At 67.5% G+C, this 17,648-nt stretch carries 16 protein-coding genes; 8 read left to right on the forward strand and 8 right to left on the reverse strand.

Features of this window, described 5'->3' with window-relative positions:
* Positions 1-27: 27 nt before the first annotated feature.
* Together Q8R75_RS01255 and Q8R75_RS01260 are read right to left on the reverse strand one after the other, a co-directional pair.
* Entirely contained in the window at positions 28-294 is a 267-nt protein-coding gene (locus tag Q8R75_RS01255; protein ID WP_305614918.1) for a DUF2282 domain-containing protein, read from the reverse strand.
* Positions 295-402: 108 nt separating this feature from the next.
* Positions 403-1,296, reverse strand: coding sequence for an ROK family protein (locus tag Q8R75_RS01260; RefSeq protein ID WP_305614917.1), 894 nt, complete (start codon positions 1,294-1,296; stop codon positions 403-405).
* A gap of 56 nt (positions 1,297-1,352) precedes the next feature.
* Here Q8R75_RS01260 and Q8R75_RS01265 point away from each other — a divergent pair, with 56 nt between their 5' ends.
* The 3 genes from Q8R75_RS01265 to Q8R75_RS01275 are packed head-to-tail and all read left to right on the forward strand — an operon-like array spanning position 1,353 to position 2,295.
* A complete protein-coding gene (locus tag Q8R75_RS01265; RefSeq protein ID WP_305614916.1) occupies positions 1,353-1,670 on the forward strand; it encodes a DUF1840 domain-containing protein in 318 nt (105 codons plus the stop codon).
* A 59-nt stretch (positions 1,671-1,729) separates the two neighbouring features.
* The gene (locus tag Q8R75_RS01270; RefSeq protein WP_305614915.1) at positions 1,730-2,098 is read left to right on the forward strand and encodes an Hpt domain-containing protein; all 369 of its coding nucleotides are present in this window, start codon (positions 1,730-1,732) and stop codon (positions 2,096-2,098) included.
* Positions 2,095-2,295 carry an oxidoreductase-like domain-containing protein gene (locus Q8R75_RS01275; protein ID WP_305614914.1) on the forward strand — a complete coding sequence of 67 codons (201 nt, stop codon included), beginning with the start codon at positions 2,095-2,097 and terminating at the stop codon, positions 2,293-2,295. Before Q8R75_RS01270 ends, Q8R75_RS01275 begins: the two co-directional genes overlap by 4 nt.
* 6 nt (positions 2,296-2,301) lie before the next feature.
* On the opposite strand, the gene Q8R75_RS01280 is transcribed toward Q8R75_RS01275, so the two are convergent.
* Positions 2,302-4,317 (reverse strand): M1 family aminopeptidase, encoded by a 2,016-nt coding sequence (locus tag Q8R75_RS01280; RefSeq protein WP_305627212.1) that lies wholly within the window; start codon positions 4,315-4,317, stop codon positions 2,302-2,304.
* A complete protein-coding gene (locus Q8R75_RS01285) occupies positions 4,314-5,159 on the reverse strand; it encodes a ChaN family lipoprotein (protein ID WP_305614912.1) in 846 nt (281 codons plus the stop codon). The genes Q8R75_RS01280 and Q8R75_RS01285 overlap by 4 nt, the downstream gene beginning before the upstream one ends.
* Before the next feature lie 243 nt (positions 5,160-5,402).
* On the opposite strand from Q8R75_RS01285, the gene Q8R75_RS01290 reads away from it, so the two are divergent.
* The 5 genes from Q8R75_RS01290 to Q8R75_RS01310 all read left to right on the forward strand — a co-directional run bounded on the left by Q8R75_RS01290 (position 5,403) and on the right by Q8R75_RS01310 (position 12,981).
* Entirely contained in the window at positions 5,403-8,348 is a 2,946-nt protein-coding gene (locus Q8R75_RS01290; protein WP_305614911.1) for an ATP-binding protein, read from the forward strand.
* Entirely contained in the window at positions 8,345-8,716 is a 372-nt protein-coding gene (locus Q8R75_RS01295) for a response regulator (protein ID WP_305614910.1), read from the forward strand. Before Q8R75_RS01290 ends, Q8R75_RS01295 begins: the two co-directional genes overlap by 4 nt.
* Positions 8,716-10,299, forward strand: coding sequence for an ATP-binding protein (locus Q8R75_RS01300; RefSeq protein WP_305614909.1), 1,584 nt, complete (start codon positions 8,716-8,718; stop codon positions 10,297-10,299). The genes Q8R75_RS01295 and Q8R75_RS01300 overlap by 1 nt, the downstream gene beginning before the upstream one ends.
* Positions 10,300-10,436: 137 nt before the next feature.
* On the forward strand, positions 10,437-12,113 hold the full coding sequence (locus tag Q8R75_RS01305) for an autotransporter outer membrane beta-barrel domain-containing protein (RefSeq protein WP_305614908.1): 1,677 nt from the start codon (positions 10,437-10,439) through the stop codon (positions 12,111-12,113).
* 4 nt (positions 12,114-12,117) lie between these two features.
* Positions 12,118-12,981, forward strand: a complete 864-nt coding sequence (locus tag Q8R75_RS01310; RefSeq protein WP_305627216.1) for an alpha/beta hydrolase — start codon at positions 12,118-12,120, stop codon at positions 12,979-12,981.
* Positions 12,982-12,997: 16 nt separating this feature from the next.
* On the opposite strand, the gene Q8R75_RS01315 is transcribed toward Q8R75_RS01310, so the two are convergent.
* From Q8R75_RS01315 to Q8R75_RS01330, 4 genes are all read right to left on the reverse strand, one after another.
* Complete coding sequence (locus Q8R75_RS01315; protein WP_305613187.1) at positions 12,998-13,897, reverse strand: DMT family transporter; 900 nt, start codon at positions 13,895-13,897, stop codon at positions 12,998-13,000.
* On the reverse strand, positions 13,894-15,420 hold the full coding sequence (locus Q8R75_RS01320) for a helicase HerA-like C-terminal domain-containing protein (protein WP_305613184.1): 1,527 nt from the start codon (positions 15,418-15,420) through the stop codon (positions 13,894-13,896). The genes Q8R75_RS01315 and Q8R75_RS01320 overlap by 4 nt, the downstream gene beginning before the upstream one ends.
* Positions 15,421-15,603: 183 nt before the next feature.
* A complete protein-coding gene (locus Q8R75_RS01325; protein WP_305613183.1) occupies positions 15,604-17,232 on the reverse strand; it encodes a sensor domain-containing diguanylate cyclase in 1,629 nt (542 codons plus the stop codon).
* Positions 17,222-17,638 carry a hypothetical protein gene (locus tag Q8R75_RS01330; protein ID WP_305613182.1) on the reverse strand — a complete coding sequence of 139 codons (417 nt, stop codon included), beginning with the start codon at positions 17,636-17,638 and terminating at the stop codon, positions 17,222-17,224. The genes Q8R75_RS01325 and Q8R75_RS01330 overlap by 11 nt, the downstream gene beginning before the upstream one ends.
* Between the last annotated feature and the right edge of the window lie 10 nt (positions 17,639-17,648).

The raw sequence follows: 17,648 nt of genomic DNA on the forward strand, positions 1-17,648 counted from the left end.
CGGCAGTCGGGCCGCATCCCCGCGGCATCAGCCCTTCTTCGGCGCGGCCGTCTTGCCACCCATCTTTTCGCACGTACCGCTGGCGACGAACACCCATTCGTTCGGGTCGTTGTCGGCCTTGGCCTGACCGGCGCAGCTGTGCGAGCCATTGGCGGACGCACAGTCATTGGCGCCCTTCTTGGCCACGCCGTAGCACTTCTCCTTGCCTTCTGCAGCCGCGACAACAGGGCTTGCCACGATGCCGAGGGCGAATACGGATGCGAGGGCGGCAGAGAGGGCGGCGGACTTGTTCATGTGTGATCTCCTGAGGGTGAAAAAATCAAACCGGTCATGTGGTTTGCACCGCAGTAGACCCTGCGGTGCGCCGAACCTTACCGCACCATGGCAAAAAATCTGCATTGGCTACCACAGCCAGGCGGCACCGCGCACGCCGGATGAATCTCCATGTACCGGCGGGCACAGCCGGGTCGTGATCAGATCGGAAAAGACATGGGGGGACCAGTGTTGCGGCACCCGTTCGTACAGCCCGGGCAATGCGGACAGCCCCCCGCCGAGTACGATGACCTGCGGGTCGAGCAGGTTGATGACGGCCGCGAGCGCTCGCGCGAGCCGGATTTCGTAGCGCGCAAGCGTGGCCGCGGCGGCTGCATCACCTGCCGCTGCACGTGCGACGATGGCCTCCGGCGCAAGCGGCTCTTCATTCACCCGTCGGTGATCCGCTGCCAGTGCCGGACCGGACAGCCAGGTTTCAATGCAGCCGGCGCGACCGCAGTAGCACGGCGGCGGCGCAATGCCTTCGGTGTCAGGGCCGGATGGCATCGGATTGTGACCCCACTCTCCGGCCACGCCATTGGCGCCATTCAGCACCCGGCCATCGACGACGATGCCGCCGCCGACGCCGGTGCCGAGGATGACGCCGAACACCACCGGCGCGCCGCGTCCGGCGCCATCGACCGCCTCGGAAAGTGCAAAGCAATTGGCGTCATTGGCCATGCGCACCTCTCGACCGAGTGCGGTTTCGACGTCCTGCTGCAGCGGTTGGCCGTTCAGGCAGGTGGAATTGGCATTGCGCATGCGCCCGGTCAGCGGCGACCGCGAACCCGGGGTGCCGATGCCCACCGTGGCGCGCGCGCCCATCAGGTGTTCGGCGTCATGCACCAGCCGGGCGATCAGCGCGACCGTCGCGGCGTAGTCGCCGGTGGGTGTCGGCGCGCGCTTGCGCAGGCATTCGGTGCCATTGCCGTCGAGCGCAATCAATTCGGTCTTTGTTCCACCCAGATCAATGCCGATGCGCATGCTGCCTCCCGCACGATGCGACAATCGAATTTTCTTCACCCGACGGCGGAGCCACCATGATCATCACCTTCAAATCCCGGGCCACGGCAGACACCATCATGTTCGGCGATGTCGCGAAGGACCTGCTGTCGCTGATGGGCAAGGCGTTCGAGCCACGCGGAATTATCACACTCGAGCAACTGCCTGACGCCATTGCCCGGCTCCGCGCGGCGGCCGAAAGCAGCCGCGCGGCACAGCGCGGCCAGCCCGATCCGGACGATGCCGATCCGGCACGCGCACCGGTACCGGTGTCGCTGGCACAGCGCGCCGTACCGCTGATCGAACAGCTGGAGCGGTCACTGCGTGCCGGCGAGCCAGTGATCTGGGAAAGCTGAGCGGCATTCAGCCGGGGCGCCTGCGGCCGATAACGCAGCATCCTCCGTCGGAAACGTGCATGCCGCCCGACCTTGACACTGTTGCGAGCCGGGTAATCGATGTTGCCCGACTTGATGACCTGCGCGCGCTTCTTGGCGACGCGCTGGACGACATCCTGCGTATCTGGCTGAATGACGCGCCGGCCGGTCTGGCCGCCGCGCGCTCGGCGTGGCAGGCCGGCGAACCGGACGCGCTGATCAAGGTGATCCACGGCCTGAAGGGCAGCGCCGGAAACGTTGGCGCGATTGAGCTGTCCGATACGGCAAGCATCCTGGAACAGCGCTTGAAGCGATCCGGTCCGGCGCTCGACCTGGATGCCGAACTGGCGCAACTGGATACCTGTTACGAGCGCGCCGCCTGTCACATCCGAAACCTGATCCGAACATGACCGAACTGACCATCGCCCGCCCTTCCATCCAGACCGACCCGGCTCCGGTGCCGCCCGGCATGCCGATGGATTCCGAATGCTGCGAATCCGCCTGTGAGCGCTGCGTGTGGACCGTCTATCAGGAAGAAAAGCTCGACTACGAGCGCCGCTACGCCGCGTGGCTGATCCGCCATCCGGAACACGCCCCTCATATATAGAGATGCTCAGCGCACGCAGACCGTGGTCCAGGCGGTCGCCGCTGGCCACTGACCGCGAGAGGCGGCACGGCCGCCGGTCAGCGTGACCCAGCCCTGTTGGCCGTAGTGCGGCAGGGCGCGCGTCGCCTTCTCCAGCGCCACCGCGTCGCGCGCGGCCACCAGCGCCAGCGTGCCGCCGGCTGGCGCGCGCAGCGCCCAGGCGACAACCTCGCCGTCGCGGTCGCGCGCCGGCAGGTGGTGCCGGGCCAGCCAGCCGTCGATGCCCGCGAAACTTCCGATGACCATGCGCGACGCGCGGCCCGGCGGCTGCGCGGCGTCGATGACGGTCGGTGCGCGGTCAAGCCACTTTTTCGTCAGCGTGCGCGCCGCCGCGGAGAGGCGTTCGTCCCCGGGCAGGACGGTCAGGCCGAGCGCGTCATCCAGTGTGGCTTCACGCAGCACCGGCGGTGCTTCGCCCGGGGCCAGACGGCGGGCCAGACGGAAATCCGGGTCGAGCGCCAGCTCGGCACAGTCTGCCGTCAGCGGCAGGGTGACCCGCGCCTGCGCCGCATGCAATGCCACCTGTTCGACGCGCGTCGCGCCGGCGACCCGCACGTGCAGTGGCACCTCCAGCGGGTAGGGTGGTGCCGGTTGCTGCAGCGTGACGGTCAGACCACCCGGCCCGGCCACGGCCTCGGAGATCACCGGCGCGGCCAGCCCGCTGCCGTCCACCCACAATGCGAAATGGCGGCCCAGATCGCGGCCGGAAGCGCGTTCGAACGCAGCGCGAATGTCCTGCCAGCCGGCGCGGCGGTGGCGGTGCATCTGCCAGAAGTCGCGCAATGCGCTGTCGAAAGCCGTTGCACCCAACGTGTCGCGCAGCATCACGAATACCAGCGCGGCCTTGTGATATCCGATGGATTGCGACGCGTCATGCGTGCGTCCGCCGAAGCTGGACAGACTGCCCTGAGCGGCTGGCGACAGCGCAGACAGGCCGCGCAGCCAGTCGAGCCGCATGGCGCGCGCGCCATCGTCGCCCTCCTTGGCCTCGCGCAGCGCGTAGTCGGCCATGAAAGTGGTCAGCCCTTCTGACCAGTTGCCGCCCGCCAGCGCCAGATAGACGCCGTTACCCCACCAGTTGTGCAGGATTTCATGCGGCAGAGAGGTGTGGCGGATGAAGGGCAGACGCAGCACGTCGATGCCCAGATAGGTCAGGCTGGCCATGCCGAATCCGGTCGGCGTGGGTGACGACGCAATGGTGAAGCGACTGTACGGATAGGCGCCGAGGGTCTGTTCGATGCGCGCGAGGTGGCTGGCGGCGACATCGAGGTAGCCCGCGGCCTGGTCGGCGATGTCAGGGTGGAACAGCGTCGCCAGCGTCAGCCTGCGGCCATCGATTGAGCGCACGCTGCGCTCGGCTTCGACCCACGGCCCGGCCATCAGGTCGGCCCCCTCGCTGTCGTGTGTCATGTCGAAGCGCACCGTGCGCCGGCCGTCGCGCACCGTGTCGGACAGGCGGTCACCGGGCGCCAGTGCGTGCTGCGCTGCCGGCAGGTCGACGGTCAGGCGGTAACGGTGCAGCAGCGGGCCGGCGCCGTCGAAGGGCAGCGGATACCACGCACCTCCAGCCGGCAGGAAGCTGCCGGCTTCGCCGATCTGCGGCGCAAAGGCGGTCAGCGTGTCGCGGTGCGATGCGGCGGCATCCGGCGCATCGGCCCGGATGGCCCAGCGCAGTTCGAGCCGGCGCGGCTGGCTGGACGCCGCGATGCGGATACGCTGCAGTCCGCCTTCGGTCGAAGCGCGCAGCGCGCCGCCGTCGAGCTGCATCGACGTGATGCGATGCCGGGCATCGATGCGCAGGTCGATCGCCTCGTGCGCCGGCAGCGCGATCAGCGCCTGTGCGCTCAGGTTGCCCTGCGCGGGTTCCAGCCTGACGGTGAGGTCAAGCTGCGGCGCAGCAAGCGCCGGCAGACCGGGCAGCGCCGCGCACAACCCCACGGCGAGCTGCCCGGCAAGCGCACGCCAGCCGGGCAGCCGCCTCAAGGCTGCGCCCTCAGCGCCGGCGGTACGATGCCGAATACCGCATCAGCCACCCCGGCGACCAGATCGGCGCAGTCACCATCGGCGTCCCACGGAAGCAGGCTGCCGACATCGGGCACGCCGAGGTCGCGCAGCTGGTGTTCCACGCCGTAGCCATGAATGACGTGGCCGCTCCCCATCAGGCCGACGACGAGCGCGTCCGGCTGTTCGCGTACTGCGCCGGCCAGCGCCTCCGCCATGGCGCGGTCCCACAGCAGCTGGCCTTCGAGAAAGCGGCCAAAAGCGTCGTCCGGCATCGCCTTGCCGGCCGGCATGTGGTCGCTCCAGATCTGTCTGAGCCAATCACGATAGGGCGGCTTTGCGCCGGCGGGCGTGCCGACCCCTTCGCGGCTCGCCACCGGCACACCAGCCAGTCCCAGGCGCGACACCTCACGCACCACCTTGCGGTCGATATTGAGTGCGCGCAGCGGCACTGCCTTGTCGCGGGCGAAGCGAAAGATGCCGGCGTACAACTCGGGCGGCATGCCCCAGACGCGCTTCCAGTCGGTGCGCTCGAACAGCGCCGCTTCGCTCAGTTCGCCGCGCACCCAGGCATCGAGCACCGGTTGGGCGCTGCGCGGCAGCATTTCGAGCCCGATCACCATGCGCGGACGCAGCGCATGCAGCGCGCGCAGCGTGTCGAGTTGCCAGTCGTGGTGAGCGGCGCTGTCGTGCGTTTCGCCCAGCAGCACGACGGATTGCCGGCTCATGCGCCGCATCAGCGCGCCACCTTCGGTCTCGCCCTGCCCGGGTTCCAGCCAGCTGCCCGGCGTCACGCAGGAGGCAGCCGGGAGCGCAGGTGCCATGAGAAGTCCTCCGCACAGGGCGGCCGTCCGCATCATTGATCGCATTGCAGGGTCAGCAGTTGGGGTGAACAGGCATTGGAAAAGCGCCGGGGTGAGCAACCGCGCGCACATCCCGGTGCCGGGGGCAGCCTCATCGCGAATGTGGACGCATCGGCCGGGCGTTCGTTCCGCACACTATCCCGGGGCGGAAGGACGTTAACATGCAGATCAGTTTATCGCCGACACGTGAACGTGCTCCATTCCGTGAAGATCCTTCCGCTGATCGCCGCCGTCACTGCCTACGCCGCAGCCGTGCTGGTCGATCCGCTGCTCGGCCTGTCGGACGGCCAGCCGCCGGTCATCCAGCTGGAGCTCGGCGCAGCGTTCGCCATCGTGCTGCTGTTCGGCCTGCGTCACCTGCCCGCGATCATGCTGACCGACCTCGCCTTGGCGCTGTACAGCGGCCAGACGCCACTGTCGGCGCTCGGATCGGCCTGCGTCATCGGGCTGCTGATTGGCGCCGGCACGCTGATCCTGCGCCGTTTTCCGGTGCAGCCCTTTCCGCGCATGCGCGCCGATCACTACATGTGGTTCCTCGCGGTCGCGCTGCTGCTGTCGGTCCTCCACGGCGCCGGGCGCGCCTGGCATCCGGGTGTGCCGCTATACGTGTCTGACTGGACGCTCCACGCGGCCGCCAGCTTCGCCGGTACGGTGCTGACGGTGCAGCTGGTGGCCGGTTGGCTGAACAGTCAGGACTGGCGGCGTGCAGCTGCCGATCTGCCGAAGGTGCTGCCCTGGTTCGCGCTGACCCTGCTGACCACGGCAGCGATCTTCCTGCGCGTGCTCGACGGTCCGGAGCCGTTCATGTTCCTGCTGCCGGCCGTGCTGTTGCTGTCCGCCATCCGCCTCAACGTACGATGGATGAGCCTGCTGCTGGTGTTCATGCAAGGTCTCGCTCTCTGGGGCACGAACCAGGGCATCGGGCCGTTCGGCAACGACACGCCATTGCGCTCGCTGCTGCTGCTGCAGACCTTCATCATCACGCTGTCGATCGCGTCCTATGCCCTGTCGATCACGCTGAGCGAGCGCGCGAACGCCTCGCGCCGGGCGCGCACGCGCGAGGCACAGCTGCTCGATCTGTTCGACGGCTCGATCCAGGGCATCCTGATCCACCGGCGCTTCCAGCCGCTGTTCGCCAACCGGCGTGCGGCCGAGCTGCTGGGCTTCCAGTCGGTGGCTGATCTGATGGCGCGAAGTTCGCTGGCCGACATGATTGCCGCCGACGATCTGCCGGTGGTCGACAGCGACAGCAACCGCAGCCAGCTGTCGTCCGGCCGCATCCTGCCGATGCAGGCCGGCGTGACACGCGCCGACGGCGAGCGACGCACGCTGGACGCCTACATCCGGCAGGTCATGTGGCGGGGCGAGCCAGCCATTCAGGCCACCTTCATCGATGTGACAGACGATCTGCGCGCGCGGCGAGAACAACGCGGACGGCTCGAGCGGCAGGACAGGCAGCTGGCCGCGATCGTGCGCCTGAGCACCGACGCCGCGCTGTCCGCCGGTGACGACGATGCGCTGGTCACGCTGACCGAAGTCGCCGCAGCCGCGCTGACGGTCAGCCGCGCCAGTGTGTGGCGACTCGACGACGACACGCGGCAACTGGTCTGCCTCGATCTGTTCGACCTCGACCAGCTGGCCATCGCGCGCGGCCACACGCAGGGCCAGGTTCTTGATGCCGCGGCATTCCCCGAATACTTCTCCGCGCTGCGCAGCGGCCGCACCATCACTGCCGGTGATGCCCGCGCACACCCTGCCACCGCACAGCTCGCCGACATCTACCTCGACCGGGAAGGCCTCGCCGCCATGCTCGATGCCCCGGCCTTTCTCGATGGCCGGCTGGCCGGCGTGGTCTGTCTTGAACAGCGTGGCCGGATACGTGATTGGGCGCATGACGAAGCCCGCTTTGCCGCCGAACTGGCGTCGCAGCTGGGGCGCTTCCTGGTGGCGCGCGAAAGGCGTCTTGCCCAGGACGAACAGGCGCGCCTGTCGGCCATCCTCGACGCGACACCCGACTATGTGTCCACCGTGGACACCGACCTCAACGTGTCCTATCTCAATGTGGCGGCGCGTCGCATGCTCGGGCTGCCTCTGGACGGACTGCCTGAACGGCTGAAAGTACGCGACTTCTATCCGGCCGACAGCTACCGCCACTACATTGATGTGCAGCTGCCGACCGTGCTGCGCGATGGCATCTGGATCGGCGAGACAACGTTGCGTGCAGGCGACGGCACGCTGGTGCCGATGTCGGCGGTGCGGCTGGCGCACCTCGATGGCGCCGGCAAGGTGCAATTCATTTCCAGTGTGCTGCGAGACATCGGCGGCATCAAGCGCAACGAGGTCGCGCTGCGTGTGGCCAACGAAACGCTGGAACAGCGCGTCATCGAACGCACCGCCGAACTGGCGCAGGCGAACGAGCAACTGAAGGATCTCGACCGGCTCAAATCGATGTTCATCGCCTCGATGTCGCATGAACTGCGCACACCGCTCAATTCCATCATCGGCTTCACCGGTGTCGTGCTGGCCGGCATGGCGGGCGAACTGACGGCGCGTCAGCAGGATCAGCTGCAGCGTGTTTATGGCTCCGCAAAGCACCTGCTCGCGCTGATCACCGACGTGATCGACATATCGAAGATCGAAGCCGGCTTCATCGACGTATTCGAGGAACGCATCGAGGTGACGGCGCTGGTCGATGAAGCCGTGCACACCGTGCAGCCGGCCGCGCGCGAGAAGAAGCTGGAAATCAGGGTGTCGGTGCCGCCCGGGATCATGGTTCAGGCAGACCGTCGCAGGCTGCTGCAATGCCTGCTGAATTTCATGAGCAACGCGGTAAAGTACACCGTCGAAGGGAATATCACCGTGGAGGCTTGCGTGCGTGGAAACTGGCTCGACATCAGCGTTGAAGACACGGGCATCGGCGTGGACGAAGCCGGACTGACCCGCTTGTTCCAGCCATTCGAACGGATCGATTCCAAGCTGCGCGTGAAAACCCCCGGCACCGGCCTCGGCCTCTACCTGACGCGCAAGATCGCCACCGAACTGCTGGCCGGTTCGGTCGAGGTCAGCAGCACGCCGGGGCTCGGCAGCCGTTTCACGCTGCACGTGCCGCGCGAGGGCTCGGGACGTGCCAGCAACGGGGTCAAGCCATGAAGACGGCGCTGGTGGTCGAAGACAACGAGAACAATCTCGAACTGATCACTTTCATCCTGCATGCCGGCGGCTATGCCACGCGCGGCGCCATCACCGGGCTGGACGGCGTGGCCGAGGCGTTGCGCGAACGCCCGGACTTCATCCTGCTCGACATCCAGCTGCCCGACATCGACGGCCTCGAAGTGGCGCGCCGCATCCGGGCTGGCGAGACCGGGGCACCGATCCCGATGATCGCCATCACCTCCTTCGCCATGGCAGGCGACCGCGAGCGTGTGCTGGCGGCTGGCTGCAACGGCTACATCGAAAAGCCGGTCGACCCGCTGCGCGTGATGGCGCAGATCGAAGACGTACTGTTGCAGGCCTGCTGATGCACATCCTGATTGCCGAAGACGACGAGAACTCCCGCCTGATGCTGAGCACGGCGCTGGAAGCGCGTGGCCACCAGGTGCAGGCCGCGCCGGACGGCCGGCAGGCGCTTGAACTGGCGCTGGCCCGCACCCCTGACCTCATCGTGTCCGACATCCTGATGCCGGAGCTCGACGGCTACGGCCTGTGCCGCACAGTGCGCGCCCATCCGCAGCTGTCGGGCGTTCCATTCGTGTTCTACACCGCCACCTTCACCGACCGGCGCGACGAGGAACTGGCCTACCAGCTGGGTGCCGACCTGTTCCTGGTGAAGCCGTGCGAAATCGACAAGCTCATCCTCGAACTGGAATCGGCTGCGATCCGCAATGCGATCCGGCCGGTCCCGACCGACTCGGACGCGATGTACGCCGAGCGCCTGCGCGACAAGCTGGACAAGAAAATCAGCGAACTGGAAGCCGAACGCACCCGGCTGCGCGACTTTGCCGAAGCGGCGGCCGACTGGTTCTGGGAAACCGATATCGATGGCGTCATCGTGCATACCTCGGACGGCGCCTGGCCGCTGCGCGGACTTACGCTGACCGGCCTGTTCGCGATGCGCCGGCCCGGTCTGCTGCGGCCTGACGATCCGGCGCAGCTGGCGCGCGATGTGCGCAGCTTCCGCGACGTCGTGATCGACTGGCGGCAGCAGGACGGCAGCGTGCGCATCATGGCGCTGTCCGCCCGCCCCTGGCGCGATGCCGGCGGTCACATCGCCGGCTACCGCGGCAGCGCGCGCGACGTCAGCCGGCAGGTGCGCGCCGAAGAGGAACTGCGCGCGCTCAATCAGGAGCTGGACGAGCGGGTACGCAGCCGCACCGCCAGCCTGAAGGCCGCGTTCGAGGAACTGGAAAGCTTCAGCTACTCGGTGTCGCACGACCTGCGCGGGCCGCTGCGTGCGATCCACGGCTTTGCCAGCGTGCTTGACACCGATCTGAACAGCCCCGGCGTGACAGGCTTGCCGGACAGCGCCCGCGATTCGCTGCAGCGCATCCTGCGCGCTGCGCTGCGCATGGAACACCTGGTCGACGATCTGCTTGAACTGGCGCGTGTCACGCGCCTGCCGCTGCAGCGGCAGCCGGTCGACCTGAGCGCGCTGGCACAGGACATCACCGACGTGCTGCGCAACGCCGAGCCGTCGCGCCAGTGCGACATCCGCATACAGTCCGGCCTGCTGGTCGCCGGTGATGTCGGCCTGCTGCGCATCGTGCTCGACAATCTGCTGCGCAATGCATGGAAGTTCTCCGCCCCGACCGCGCATTCGCAGATCGAAGTCGGCAGCGAAGGCACCGGCCAGCAGGCCGTGATCTACGTGCGGGACAACGGCGTCGGCTTCGACATGGCACATGCCGACAAGCTGTTCCACCCGTTCAACCGGTTGCATCGCGACGGCGAGTTCGACGGCACCGGCATCGGTCTGGCGCTGGTCCAGCGCATCATTCGCCGCCACAACGGTCGCGTCTGGGCGCGCTCCGAGCCGGGTGGCGGCGCCACCTTCTGCTTCACGCTCGGCGACACCGAAGCCAGCCTGCCATCGCTTGCCGCCTGAGGCGCCGCGGTCGCCGCTCGCTCCCTTGGGTAGTCATGCAGCAGGGTATCAAGATGAAATCGTTTTTCGTCGGGATGAAACTTTTGTTGCCAGGTGCCGTTACCTCCAGCACACAAATCATCCGGAGTACCTGTTTCATGCGCACGCAGTCTGCCCGCCGTTCGTTCACTCATCTGGCCAGTGCGCTCGCGCTGGCCTTCGCGGCTCTGCCGGCCGCCGGCCAGGCGGTGTTCTTCACCATCGACAACAGCAATGCGACGACCGGCTCGATGTCACTGTCGTCGGGACTTCTGGGCAATGCTCAGTTGAACAACCCGTCGGCACTGACCACCGGCGCGAATGCGTTCAACTACGCGACTGTTTATTTCGTGCCAACGCTCACGCGCACCTACACCTTCGGCCAGACCTCGGCACCGGTCGATACTGTCATGATCCTCTATGACGGCGTGTTCGATGTCTCCACGCCAGGGACCGGCGCTGTGGCGGGCAATGACGACACGTCGCAAGCGGGTCACCGCACGGCAGTCGGCGATCCGGGGCAGGTGGTGTCCTGCGGTGGCAACCCCGGCCTGTGCCCGCAGGTCAGCAGCGCGGTGACTGCCGGCAATCGCTACACCCTGCTGGTGTCCACTTTCTCCAGCGGCAGCGTTCTGAACCTGCCTCTGGAGTTCTATTCCGACGGCGCCGGCAACTTCTTTGCTGCGCCGCCGCCTGCGGCTGCCGGTGTCCTGGCCTCGACTCGTGCGATGACCAATTCGCCCGCCTATGGCGCGGCCCAGGTGATCGACGACACGCCGGCCCTGCAGACGCTGTTTTCCGGGGTCAGCGGCGATGCCCAGGTATCCGAGGCGGCGACTCAGACCTTGCCGCTGATGGTAGGTGGCACCACGACCGCCATCCAGGGCACGCTCAACGGTGTGAACCGGCTGATCCAGGCGCGCATGTCGGCCAACCGCGGCCTCTCTTCCGGTGAATCCTTCGCCGGTGACCGCAATATCTGGATGAAGCCGTTCGGGGCCTGGGCCGACCAGAACAGTCGCAACGGCGTAGCCGGCTACAAGGCCGATACCTATGGTGTGCTGGCGGGCATCGACGGCACGCTGTCGCAGGCGCTTCGTATCGGCGCGGCCTTTGCATACGCCCGCACCGACATCGACGGCGGCACCCGGATCGCTCCGCAAGGGGCGAACATCGACACCTATACGCTGATCGCCTACGGCAGCTACAGTCTCGATGATCGCACCGAGGTCAATCTGCAGGCGGACGTCGGCTTGAACCGCAACGACGGCCGTCGCACGATCGCTCTCACCAACACGACGGCCCGGGCCGATTACGACACGCACACCGCCCATATCGGCGGCGGCATCGGCCGTGTGCTTTCCCTGAGCGAGAAGACCGCGATCACGCCGTCGGTGCGCATGGACTACACCTGGATACGTGACCAGAGCTATTCCGAGAGCGGCGCCGGCCTGCTCGACCTGAACGTGAACAGCCGCACCACGGAACTTCTGGTATTCGCCGTGGAGAGCAAGCTGTCGCATGCGGTGAATGACCAGGCCACCCTGCTGGCCAATCTGGGCCTGGGCTATGACGTGTTCAACGAACGTGCTGCGCTGACCAGTTCCTTTGCTGGCGCGCCGGGGGCGCTGTTCGTGACGCGCGGCATCGACGCCAGCCCCTGGCTGCTGCGTGGCGGGCTGGGCGTGGCCCACATGGCCCGCAGTGGCCTGGAAGTTACCGGTCGCTATGATGTCGAGCTGCGCGACACCTTCGTGATCCAGTCAGCCTCGGTCAAGTTGAACTGGATGTTCTGAGTCTGTGCGCAATGCGCTGCAGCTGACTGGCCGCGCCGCCGTCGCGCTGCTTCTGTGCGTGCTGCTGGCGGCCTGTGTGGCACTGCCCGACCCGGCCGCGCGGCGGCTGAATGCCGATTCGCTCGCTGCCGGTCGAGGCTGGCAGCCACTCGATCTGCCGGCCGGCCCTTTCCTGCTGCGCGCCTATGCATCGTCGGAGCGTGCAGTCGGTACGCTCACGATCTACATCGAAGGTGACGGGCTGGCCTGGGTGACCGCCAGCCGGCCGTCGGATGACCCGACGCCGGGCGACCCGCTTGCGCTGCGCCTGGCGCTGGCCCAGCCGGCCGGTGCTGCAGCCTATCTGGCGCGGCCGTGCCAGTACGTGCATTCGCCCGCTTGTTCGGTGCGCGACTGGACCGACGGCCGCTTCTCGGCCAAGGTGGTGGCCGCCAGCTCGCGTGCGGTCGATCAGCTCAAGGCGCGAGCCGGCGCGGAGCGCATCGTGCTGGTCGGCTATTCCGGTGGCGGCGCGATCGCCGCTCTGGTGGCGGCCGGCCGCGATGACGTCGAGCGCCTGGTCACGGTCGCCGGAAATCTGGACCATGTGATCTGGACCCGGCTGCACCGGGTCACACCGCTGTCCGCATCGCTGAACGCGGCCGATGTTGCCGCTGCGTTGGCGCCGGTGCCTCAGTGGCATTGGGTGGGCGATCGCGATGACGTGCTGCCGGAGCAGGTGGTTCGTGCCTTCCTCGCGCGCCCGGGTGGCGGCACCGCCCGCAGGATGCAGGTGATGCCGGAATTCGATCACCGCTGCTGTTGGGTAGAGCACTGGCCCGATTTGTGGCAACAGATGCGGGGCACCCCGCTGGAGCCGCTCCGCTGAAGACGGCCGCCTCCGGTCAGCGCCTGCCCACCCACAATACGCCGGCGATCACCAGCACGGTACCGGCCATCTGCATGCCTGACACCGGCTCGGCGAGCAGCCACCAGGCGAGGAATACCGTGATGACCGGACCGGTGCTGCCGACCAGCGCAGCGGTCTGGGCACCCATGCGGCGGATCGCCGCCGACTGCAGGAATACCGGCAGCACGGTGGCGAACAGCGCCATCGCCAACGCCAGCCACCACACCGGTGCCGGCTGGGCCAGCGCGTCGAGCGGGCGCACGGCGGCGAAGTGCAGGCCGACCGCCACCGTGGACACCAGCGTCGCCAGCGCGGAAAAGCGCGTCGCGCCGAGCTTGCGGATCGGTGCGGCCGCGCCGGTCAGATAGATCGCAAAACTCAGCGCCGAGCCGAACACCAGCACACAGCCCAGCGCGATGGTCGCTGCTTCGCCGCTGACTTCGATGTCGTGCACCACGGCCAGTGCGATGCCGCCATAGCACAGCAGGCTGGCGACGATTTCGCGCGGGGTGATGCGCCGGCCCTGCGCCAGCCAGCCGATCAGCAGGGTCAGTGTCGGGTAGGTGAACAGCACCAGCCGTTCCAGCCCGGCGGATATATAGAGCAGGCCGTAGAAATCCAGCATGCTGGCGCCGTAATACCCAAACAGGCCAAGCACGACGACCGTGCTCCAGTCACGGGCCGTCAGCGGCTCACCGCGCGCCGCTTCGCGCCACGCGACGACGATGAACACCGGTGCCGACAGCAGCATGCGCAGTGCCACCAGCGTCACCGGGTCGACGCCATATGGATACGCCAGCTTGGCCAGGATGGCCTTCAGCGAAAAACCGGCCGACGCGATGACGGCGAGCCAGATGCCCAGCCGGGCGTCTGCGGCGGCAGGCAGTGCGGCTATTTTCGTCGCCCGCCAAGGATGGAGCCGAGCACGCCGCGCATGATTTCGCGGCCGACCGAACTGGCGATGGTGCGCGCGACCGTCTTGGCCGCCATCTGTGCAATGCCGTCGCGCTGGCCGCCGCGCGGCCCGGTCGAACCGAACACCAGATCGTTCAGTCCGCCGAGCAGACCGCCGTCGCCAGCCGCCGGCCCTCCTGCTGTCGGGGTGGGGGCGGTCGGCGACGGTGTCGCCGATGTGCCGGCGGCCACCGAGGCGGTCAGCTTTTCGTAGGCGGACTCGCGGTCCAGCGTCTGTTCGTAGCGGCCGCGCATCGGTGAATGCTGGATGATGGCGGCGCGCTCGGCCTCGGTCAGCGGGCCGAGGCGCGACGCCGGCGGCAGCACGAAAGCGCGCTCCACGACCGATGGACGACCCTTTTCGTCCAGGAAGGACACCAGTGCCTCGCCGGTACCCAGTTCCATGATGGCCTGTTCGGCATCGAATTCCGGATTGGCGCGCATTGTCTGGGCGGCCGTCTTGACTGCCTTCTGGTCGCGCGGCGTGAACGCGCGCAGCGCGTGCTGCACGCGATTGCCGAGCTGGCCGAGCACGGTGTCCGGCACGTCGAGCGGGTTCTGAGTCACGAAATACACGCCGACGCCCTTGGAGCGGATCAGGCGCACCACTTGCTCGACCTTCTCCAGCAGCGCGGGCGGTGCGTCGCTGAACAGCAGGTGCGCCTCGTCGAAGAAGAACACGAGCTTGGGCTTGTCCATGTCGCCGACTTCCGGCAGCTGTTCGAACAGCTCGGCCAGCAGCCACAGCAGAAAGGTGGAATACAACTTGGGCGAGTTGTACAGCTGGTCGGCGGCCAGCACATTGATGGTGCCGCGGCCGTGCTCGTCGTGCGTCATCAGGTCGGCAATGTCGAGCATGGGTTCGCCGAAGAAGCGGTCGGCGCCCTGTTCTTCCAGCGTCAGCAGGCCGCGCTGGATGGCGCCGATCGACGCTGTCGACACATTGCCGTACTGCGTCTTGAACTGCGCCGCGTTGTCGCCGACGTGCTGCACCAGCGCCCGCAGATCCTTCATGTCGAGCAGCAGCAGGCCGTGATCGTCGGCCACCTTGAACACGATGGTCAGCACGCCGGTCTGGGTGTCGTTCAGGCCGAGCAGGCGGGCCAGCAACAGCGGGCCCATGTCGCTGATGGTGGCGCGGATTGGATGGCCGGACTGGCCGAACACGTCCCAGAAGCAGACCGGGCTCGGATAGGGCGTGAAATCGGTGATGCCGAGCAGGTCCAGGCGCTGCTGAAGTTTCGGGCTCACGCTGCCGGCCGCTCCCATGCCGGACAGGTCGCCCTTCACGTCCGCCATGAACACCGGTGTGCCTATATAAGAGAAGCGCTCGGCCAGCGATTGCAGCGTCACCGTCTTGCCGGTGCCGGTGGCGCCGGTGATCAGGCCATGGCGATTCGCCATATTGGGCAGCAGGGCGAGCGAGAGGTCGCCCGCGCGGGCGACGTAAAGCGGTTCGGCCATGGCTTTCAGTCCTTCGGAAGGGATGTCCGCGATGCTACCAGCGGACGCGGCCCGACTGGCAGGACCGACTTGGCGTGGCGGGCATTGACCGGAGCAGTGGGTCGTCGAGTCGGCGCCGGGCCGCCCCAAGGCGACTTGCCCCCCTCGGGGGGCGGGGCGGGCGCAGCCCGGCCCAGGGGGTCGTCAACTCCCGGTCGCGAACCGGAACTGCGATTTGCCGGCGCGTTTGGCTTCGTACATCGCATCGTCAGCGCGGCGCATCAGTTTGTCGGCTGCGTCCGCTGGCGTCGCCGTGTAGGCCACACCGACGCTGGCACCGATGGTCGCCGACTGGCCGTCGCCGCAGTCGACCGGGCGCGCCAGCGTGCTCACGATCTTCGATGCGATGAAGCGGGCGGTGTCGGCGCTTTCGAGCGCGCACAGCACGACCACGAATTCGTCGCCACCGATGCGCGCAACCAGATCAGTGCGCCGCACCACGGCCTCCAGATGGCGGGCGGCGGCGACCAGCACGCGGTCACCGGCGTCATGGCCCATCGTGTCATTGACCTGCTTGAAGCCATCGAGATCGACCACCATCAGCGCCAGGCCTGAGTCGGGCCGCAGCGAGGCCAGTGCGTCGCCGAGCCGGTGTTCGATGCCGCGCCTGTTCAGCAGACCGGTCAGCGGGTCGCGCTCGGCCATGGCGATTGCGCTGGCTTCGGCGCGCTTCTGTTCGGTCACGTCGTTGACGATGCCCTGCATCAGGTTGCCGGGCATCGGGTTGAGCACCAGATGCAGCCAGAGCGAACCCGCCGTGCCGTGCGGCATTTCGAAATCCGCTGCGGCCGGTCGCTGGTCGCTCAGCGTGCGCACCATCAATGCATCGAGTCGCGACGTGTCGTCGCCCAGCAGCGCGCCCAGCGCATAGCGGCGGGCAGCGTCGCCGTGCGCCGGCAGGCCCAGCATGCGCGAAAACCACGGATTCCAGTCCTGCAACACGCCTTCGCCGTCGAGCGTGAAGATGCCGGTCTGCGCACTTTCGAACAGCAGCCTGAACTTGCGTTCCGATTCCTCGCGCTGAGCGCGCATGTCGCGCTCTGCCGCCAGCAGATCGCCGGTGCGGCCGATCAGGCTGTTGATGTCCTCGGTCAGCCGGCCGATCTCGTCGTTGCGGTGACCGGGCGGCAGCACGATCTGCTCGCCGCTGCCCACCGTGAGCTGGTGCAGGTCGTCGGACAGCTTCTTGACCGGACGCGTCACCATATTGAGAACCACCCAGGCGACTGCCAGCACGACGACGACCAGCTGCACCAGCAGAATGATGGCGATATAGCGGGAATAGGCGCCAGCGTCGTGCTTGATGCGTTCGGCGGCCGGCCACAGCTGCAGCTCGCCGACTCGCTCCGCCGGATCGAACGGGGAAGCAAGTCGCAGCGTGAGCACCGGCAGTGTGACCGTCTGGGTATCGACCGAGGCTTCGCCGACGGCCGCCAGTTCGTTTTCGCCTTCGCGGATGACCACCCGCGACACGGTGCCATTGCGCAGCAGGCCACGCGCGACTTCGTTGGCGAGCTGCTCGTCGCGGGCGAAGGCCGCGACGCTTGCGGTGCGCTCCACCGTTTCCATCAGCTCGACCAGGCTCTGCTTCATGCGCTCGCGTTCTTCGCGCGCCACCATCACCGTGCTGGCGAGCGCGACCAGGATGCCGACCAGTCCGGCAAAGAACAGGATGAGCAGCGTGGTGCGCCAGACCACGCTGGCGCCGAGCCGGCGCGACTGCGCCGTGCCGGCACCGGAATCCGGGGCACGCGTCAGCGGATCAGTCTTCAAGGCGCAGCACCGTCCTGACGCGCGGATCGACCACGGCGGCATTGATGTAGCCGATGGCGTTGCGGTCGCGCGCCACCCGTTCGATCACCACGGCCGCGTCCTCGATCTGCAGGGGCGGCTGGGTGCGGCCGGAGAAGCGCAGGCGTGCCCAGTAAGCGTCGATCTCCGGAATGCCGCGCCGCACCAGCGCCTGATAGAAAGCCTGGCGCAGCGGCAGGGTGTCGATGACCAGGGCCGGCATACCCGGCTGCAGGTGCTTGATGCGACCAAGAAACAGATGGCTCACCTCTTCACGGCTGATGCTGTCGATACCGCTGTCGGGATTGACGATCACCGCGATGCCATGGGCTGCGACTGCAGCGCCGTAAAGCGCGAGCCAGAGCGCCAGCAGCAGACGGAGCGGCATGAGTGTAGCT

The organism is Methyloversatilis sp. (assembly GCF_030696805.1).
Classification (GTDB): domain Bacteria; phylum Pseudomonadota; class Gammaproteobacteria; order Burkholderiales; family Rhodocyclaceae; genus Methyloversatilis.

Excerpts from the sequence above, each read along its gene's own strand:
- Q8R75_RS01305 (WP_305614908.1), top strand. The coding sequence starts at position 10,437 with ATGCGCACGCAGTCTGCCCGCCGTTCGTTCACTCATCTGGCCAGTGCG.
- Q8R75_RS01255 (WP_305614918.1), bottom strand. The coding sequence starts at position 294 with ATGAACAAGTCCGCCGCCCTCTCTGCCGCCCTCGCATCCGTATTCGCC.
- Q8R75_RS01320 (WP_305613184.1), bottom strand. The coding sequence starts at position 15,420 with ATGGCCGAACCGCTTTACGTCGCCCGCGCGGGCGACCTCTCGCTCGCC.
- Q8R75_RS01270 (WP_305614915.1), top strand. The coding sequence starts at position 1,730 with ATGCCGCCCGACCTTGACACTGTTGCGAGCCGGGTAATCGATGTTGCC.
- Q8R75_RS01330 (WP_305613182.1), bottom strand. The coding sequence starts at position 17,638 with ATGCCGCTCCGTCTGCTGCTGGCGCTCTGGCTCGCGCTTTACGGCGCT.
- Q8R75_RS01265 (WP_305614916.1), top strand. The coding sequence starts at position 1,353 with ATGATCATCACCTTCAAATCCCGGGCCACGGCAGACACCATCATGTTC.
- Q8R75_RS01260 (WP_305614917.1), bottom strand. The coding sequence starts at position 1,296 with ATGCGCATCGGCATTGATCTGGGTGGAACAAAGACCGAATTGATTGCG.
- Q8R75_RS01285 (WP_305614912.1), bottom strand. The coding sequence starts at position 5,159 with ATGGCACCTGCGCTCCCGGCTGCCTCCTGCGTGACGCCGGGCAGCTGG.
- Q8R75_RS01295 (WP_305614910.1), top strand. The coding sequence starts at position 8,345 with ATGAAGACGGCGCTGGTGGTCGAAGACAACGAGAACAATCTCGAACTG.
- Q8R75_RS01275 (WP_305614914.1), top strand. The coding sequence starts at position 2,095 with ATGACCGAACTGACCATCGCCCGCCCTTCCATCCAGACCGACCCGGCT.
- Q8R75_RS01300 (WP_305614909.1), top strand. The coding sequence starts at position 8,716 with ATGCACATCCTGATTGCCGAAGACGACGAGAACTCCCGCCTGATGCTG.